Source organism: Mycobacterium sp. 1165178.9, assembly GCF_001673555.1.
Lineage (GTDB): Bacteria > Actinomycetota > Actinomycetes > Mycobacteriales > Mycobacteriaceae > Mycobacterium.
In genome coordinates this window covers 1-5,457 of record NZ_LZMB01000179.1, presented here as the reverse complement: position 1 = coordinate 5,457, position 5,457 = coordinate 1, and the positions used below count along the sequence as shown (strand labels likewise).

Below are 5,457 nucleotides of genomic sequence, written 5' to 3'. Positions count from 1 at the left end.
CGTGGCGACCCTTCTTGCCGAAGGGGGCGAAGCCGGGAGCGCCGCCTGGGCCGCCGAACCCGGGAGCACCGGACCCGGGACCACCGAACCCCGGACCACCAAAGCCCGGACCCGGACCACCGAAACCACCGAAGAATCCATGAGACATGGCAACTTTCCTTTCTCAGACCATCAATTTCCTTGATACCAGCGCCCGCGCACATGTCAACTAACTTGATGGTTCGGGCGTGAAATCCCTGGAAGTGGGTCCCCTGGCTGCTATCGTCGCTTGTTTATGTCAGGGGGATGGCGGCGATCGGCCGGCGCGCGGGTCTTGAGCGGGAACGCCGCGCGCGGCTCGAGTGCGCGTGGCGCGCGCGAATCCCGACCGCCGGATGCACGCCACCCCACCGCGTGGTTTCATAACACCGTTTGCGAAAGTTGCCTGGGGAGATCGCGCCGGGGCTTGACCAGCCGGCTTTGAACGATTGGTGGTTTAAATGGATCGTCGCAGCATGATGTTGATGTCGGGCCTCGGCATGATCGGCGCTGCGATGCGCCTGCCGGGTGCCTGGGCCACCCCATCGGGGCCGCCGGTGCCGGCCGCGCCGTCGGCGGGGGGCGGCGGCTACATCTTCGCCGACGAGTTCGACGGGCCCGCGGGCTCGGCTCCAGATCCCGGGAAATGGACGGTGCAGTCCTGGCAGGACGACGTGTTCCCGCCGGTCGCGGGGATATACCGCGATGACCGCCGAAATGTGTTCCAGGACGGGAACTCCAACCTCGTCCTGCGCGCCACCCGAGAAGGGGACAATTACTACGGCGCCAAACTGCGCGGCAACTTCCACAGCATGATCAACCAGACCTGGGAGGCGAAGATCAAGCTGGATTGCTTGGAGCCGGGCCTCTGGTCGGCGTTCTGGGGTGTCAACGAGGATCCGCTGCCGGACGGCGAGGTTGATCTTTTCGAGTGGTACGGCAACGGCTCGTGGCCCCCGGGAACGACGGTGCACGCCGCGTCCAACGGCAAAACCTGGGAAGGCAAGTCGATCCCCGGCATGGTCGACGGCGCCTGGCACACCTGGCGAATGCATTGGGGCGAGGAAGGATTTCAATTCGCCCGCGACGGGGCGCAGTACTTCAGCGTTCCGAACAAACCCATTCACGTCCACGGGGGCGCCCCCGACGACTTCCGGTGGCCGTTCAACAATCCCGGCTACTGGATGACCCCCATGTTCACCCTGGCGGTCGGTGGGGTCGGTGCAGGAGATCCGGCCGCTGCCGGCCTCCCGGCGGACATGCTTGTCGACTGGATCCACATCTGGTGACTAGCGCTCCGCTCTGAGCACCTGAACCAGGTTGAACTGCCAGCGTTCGACCAGCCGGAAGCCCAGATCGTGCGGCACGGCGAAGGCTGTGCTCGCCCAATAGACCGGGCCGGGCGGGAGCGCCGGGCCCTGCTCGTGCGCCGGCTGGGACGGGTCGGCCTGAGTGATGATCCAGACGACGCCGCATTGGCTCAACGGTCTGGCCACCACCTCGGGGATCAGGTTGGTGTCGAACACGTCGTTGCGGTCGGTCGCCCGCTGCCACAGCGTGAGATCGATCAACTTGCGGTAGGCATCCGGGCGCGCCGCCATCAGCGGGCGCATGGGCGCCGGCATGAACGTCACCGTGTCGTTCACCAATAGGCAATCGCCCGGCGCCGCCTGCGCGCTGATCAGATCGGCGACCTGGCTGTAGTCCATGCCGTATTTAGCATACGGGTTGCGTTGCACCCGAACATAATTCGGTGCGGCGGCCACGGCGAAAAGACCCACGACCGCAGTCGTCACCCATGGTTTGGCGGACACCGCGCCACTGCAGACGCCCAGGATCAACGACAGTGCGGGCGCGGTGAAGCACAAGTAGCGCGGGGTGTAGATCGGGTGCACCAGCGCCGAATACGTCACGATCGCGGCCGTCGGCGCAGCAAGCCACGCCGCCGCGAGCACCAGCAGCTGACGCTGCGACCCTGCCAGACGAGCGGACCCGCTGAGCCACAACACGACTGCCGCGCCGATCAGCAGCGCCGACAGCACCGCGAACGGCGGGCATCGTTCGAAATACTGCTGCATCAGCACGTCTTCGATGGTGCGGTGACCGATGGGGGCCACCCAACTGATCTGGTGTGCCTGCCCGGCGACCGTCATCAGGAACGGCAGCAGCGCGGCCACGGCCGCTGCCGACGCAATCGCGAAGCCCAGCAAGGTCGTTCGGCTCCGGTGGAAGACGCCGACGAACACGACATAGGCCGCCAGCAACAGCGCAAGGTACGCGTCGAGCACGATCGAGCAGCCCAACGCGACGGCATACGACAGCCACACCCACGCGGTGTCACGGCGGGCGGCGTAAACCAGCAGGACCGTCAGCCACACCGCGGCCATCATCGACATCGCGTAAGGGCGGGCCTCGATGCCCGCCCACGTGGTCCGGGGCAGGATCGCGCAGAACGCACCGGAGGCCACCGCGACGGTGCGGGAGGAGAACTGCTTCCCCAGCACCACGACGCCGGCGGCCGCGCCGCCCACCGCCAGGGCGCTGGGCGTGCGCGACCAGAACTCGGTGGGACCGAAGACCTGGAACCAGCCGTGCATGAGGACGTAATACAAACCGTGGACGGCGTCGACATTGCCCAACATGTGCCACAGCTGGTCCAGCGACCGGCTGTAGGCGGCCGAGATGGTCGCGGCCTCGTCGTACCAGAACGAGGGCCGGGCGGCGCCGGCCATGCTCACCGCGGCCGCCACGATCGCAATCACCAACGGGTCCAGCGCGCACAATCGGCGACCGTCCACCACGCCGCGGCGAGCCCGCGATGACTCGGTGGTTCCGATGCTCACCGAACCGCCCGGGACGTCGCGGCTTGGCTGAACACACCGCTATGTTGCCAGAAGCCAACCGGGCCGATCTGGGGGCTCAACGGGGCGTCTATTCGAACGTATGATCGATAAATGGGTCCGCTCGCGTCGATCGGGTACAACGGCCAACCGGTCCGCAGCCCGTTTCGGGTGGTCCGTCCGGCGATCGCGGTTTTGGTCGACCTGACGGTCCTCTTCCCGCGCGAGCCGCACCGCTCGGGGCGGTATCAGCCCAACGGTCTGCAGCTGCACAAGGTCGTCGAGGGGTGGCTGAGCTGCTGGGCTCTGTGCGAGCAGGGCGACTGGTGGGGCCTGGTGACCTATCCCGTCGCCTACGGATCCAAGCGCAGAACCGTGACGCACTGGGTGCCCGCGTGGACGCTGCGCCGCAAAGGCTGACCGCGCGGGTCAACCGCTGCGTAAGCGCCACGCCAATGCGATGATTGCTGCCCGTGGACGCAAGTTGGGCCTCGGTCCTGAGCAAACTCGTTGCGTTGGCGGCGGTCATCGCGCTGTCGCCGATCACGGTCATTCCCGCGGTGCTGGTTCTGCACGCACCGCGCCCACGCCCGACCAGCCTCGCCTTCCTGGGCGGCTGGCTGCTGGGGCTGATCGCGCTGACCGCCGCGTTCGTCAGCGGCTCGGAGTTGCTCAGTGGTTTCCACGCCACCCCACCGAAATGGGCGTCCTGGGTGCGGCTGGCGTTCGGCGTGGCGCTGATCGCCCTGGCGGCCTACCACTGGTTCACCAGGCATCGCCAGCGCAACATGCCGCGCTGGATGCGTTCGTTCTCCACGCTCTCGCCGGTACGCGCCGGTGTGATGGGCGCGGTGCTGGTGCCGGTGCGGCCCGAGGTGCTGATCCTGTGCGCGGCCGCCGGCCTGGCCGTCGGCAACAGCACCCTGAGCGTGGGCGCTCAGGTGATCGCCGCCGCGATCTTCGTCGTGCTCGCCGCGTCGACGGTCGCCACCCCGATCTTGGCTTACGTGGGCGCCGGTGACCGCCTCGACAATGCCTTGGAACGTCTCAAAGCCTGGATGGAGGCGAACCACGACGCGATGATGGCGGTCATCCTGCTCCTGATCGGGTTGATAGTGCTTTACAACGGGATTCGCACGCTGGCCTGACCGGTTCGGGTTGAGTACGGCGCGTTTCGGCGCCGCGCAGGCGCGGCAATGGAAGGATGCCGCCCATGGCAGGAAGCTGGGGGACGGTACTGACTGGCCTCGTTCCGCTTGGACTGGTCATCTCGCTCTCACCGCTCACGGTCATTCCGGCGGTGCTGGTGCTGCAGGCGCCCCGGCCGCGGCCGAGCAGCCTTGCGTTCCTGGGCGGGTGGCTGCTGAGCCTGTCCGCGTTGACGGCACTCTCCGTCGCGGCCTCCGGCCTGCTGGGCGGCCTGGACAAGGCGCCTCCGCGGTGGTCATCGTGGCTGCGCGTGGTGCTGGGGTCGGCGCTGATCGTCTACGGCATCTATCGATGGCTCAACCGGCATGGGCAGGCCGAATCCCCGGCCTGGATGCGCTCGTTCACCAGCATCACCCCGGCCCGCGCCGGGATCACCGGAGCCGTGCTGGCCGTGGTGCGCCCGGATGTAGCGCTCATCTGCGTTCCCGCGGGATTGGGCATCGGCACCAGCGGACTGGGCCTCGCCGGCGACTGGGCGGCCGCGGCCTTCTTCGTGGCCATCGCCGCCTCCAGCGTCGCGATCCCGATATTGGGGTACGTGGCGGCCGGCAGCCGCCTCGACGACACGCTCGCGCGGCTCAAGGACTGGATGGACCGCAACAACGGCGCCCTACTCGCGGCGGTCTTCGTGGTGATCGGCGCGATGGTGCTCTACCACGGGATTCACGCCCTGTAGCCCCCGTCGGCCAGGCCCGCATCCTCTTCGAACCTGTTCACCGCGCCAAAGACCAACTCGCGGAACAACTCCCGGCCGTAGCCGGCGAGCATGCCCAGGTAGCCCCGGTTTGCCCACTGCGCGGCGTGCCGCTCCTCGTGATGCAACACCCGGTCCAGGTCGAGGCGGCTCGCGCGGGGTGTGCCGCTGCCGTCCAGATACCAGGCATACCCGGATGAGACGACTTGGCGGAGCTGCCCGCCGGGGTCGGCGGGCCTGCCCGTGTTCATCATGAAGATGTCACCCCAGGTGGTGCCGCCGCGCCGGCTGAACAGCCGTTGGATCCAGTTGCCGCCCAGGCCCATGAGCATGCCGTTGGGGGTGGCGACCAGGCGTCCCCCGTTTCGGTGTACGAAGGGCACGTCCCGGCTGTAGCTCCAGCGGTTTGCGTTCTGCCGGAACATGATTCGCCCAACCTCGGCGGCACCGTAGGGGGTGGCCGGAAAGTCGGTCGGCCGCCCGCCCGACTTACCGTAGCCGGTATCCGCGTTGAGGATGTAGGTCATCAGCGCGGCGTCTCGGGCACGGGAGCCGTCGGCGTACGGCGGTATCAGGAAGAACGACTTGCCGTGCGGGTCCTGGAGTTCTGCCATGTCCTCGAGGACTCCGAAGCGTGCCGCCGTGACGCCGTGCCGGCGGGTGATCTCGGCGACGACCTGCGCGGCCACGCCCCGG

Annotated in this window: 6 protein-coding genes; 4 read left to right on the top strand and 2 right to left on the bottom strand. The window is 67.8% G+C overall.

Features of this window, described 5'->3' with window-relative positions; translation table 11 throughout:
- Window positions 1-479: 479 nt before the first annotated feature.
- Window positions 480-1,307 carry a family 16 glycosylhydrolase gene (locus A5652_RS08755; protein ID WP_067349303.1) on the top strand — a complete coding sequence of 276 codons (828 nt, stop codon included), beginning with the start codon at window positions 480-482 and terminating at the stop codon, window positions 1,305-1,307.
- Here A5652_RS08755 and A5652_RS08750 read toward each other — a convergent pair whose 3' ends face one another.
- Window positions 1,308-2,750, bottom strand: coding sequence for a glycosyltransferase family 39 protein (locus A5652_RS08750; protein WP_232001130.1), 1,443 nt, complete (start codon window positions 2,748-2,750; stop codon window positions 1,308-1,310). It lies immediately after the preceding gene.
- 222 nt (window positions 2,751-2,972) lie between these two features.
- On the opposite strand from A5652_RS08750, the gene A5652_RS08745 reads away from it, so the two are divergent.
- The 3 genes from A5652_RS08745 to A5652_RS08735 all read left to right on the top strand — a co-directional run bounded on the left by A5652_RS08745 (window position 2,973) and on the right by A5652_RS08735 (window position 4,743).
- Entirely contained in the window at window positions 2,973-3,278 is a 306-nt protein-coding gene (locus tag A5652_RS08745) for a hypothetical protein (protein WP_067134226.1), read from the top strand.
- A gap of 53 nt (window positions 3,279-3,331) precedes the next feature.
- Window positions 3,332-4,006: a GAP family protein gene (locus A5652_RS08740; RefSeq protein WP_067349299.1), complete on the top strand. Its 675-nt coding sequence runs from the start codon at window positions 3,332-3,334 to the stop codon at window positions 4,004-4,006.
- Between the two features lie 65 nt (window positions 4,007-4,071).
- Window positions 4,072-4,743 carry a GAP family protein gene (locus A5652_RS08735; RefSeq protein WP_067349309.1) on the top strand — a complete coding sequence of 224 codons (672 nt, stop codon included), beginning with the start codon at window positions 4,072-4,074 and terminating at the stop codon, window positions 4,741-4,743.
- Here the strand turns inward: A5652_RS08735 and A5652_RS08730 are convergent.
- Window positions 4,731-5,457: hypothetical protein (locus tag A5652_RS08730; protein ID WP_232001129.1), on the bottom strand; the 727-nt coding region annotated here is incomplete at its 5' end. The genes A5652_RS08735 and A5652_RS08730 overlap by 13 nt on opposite strands.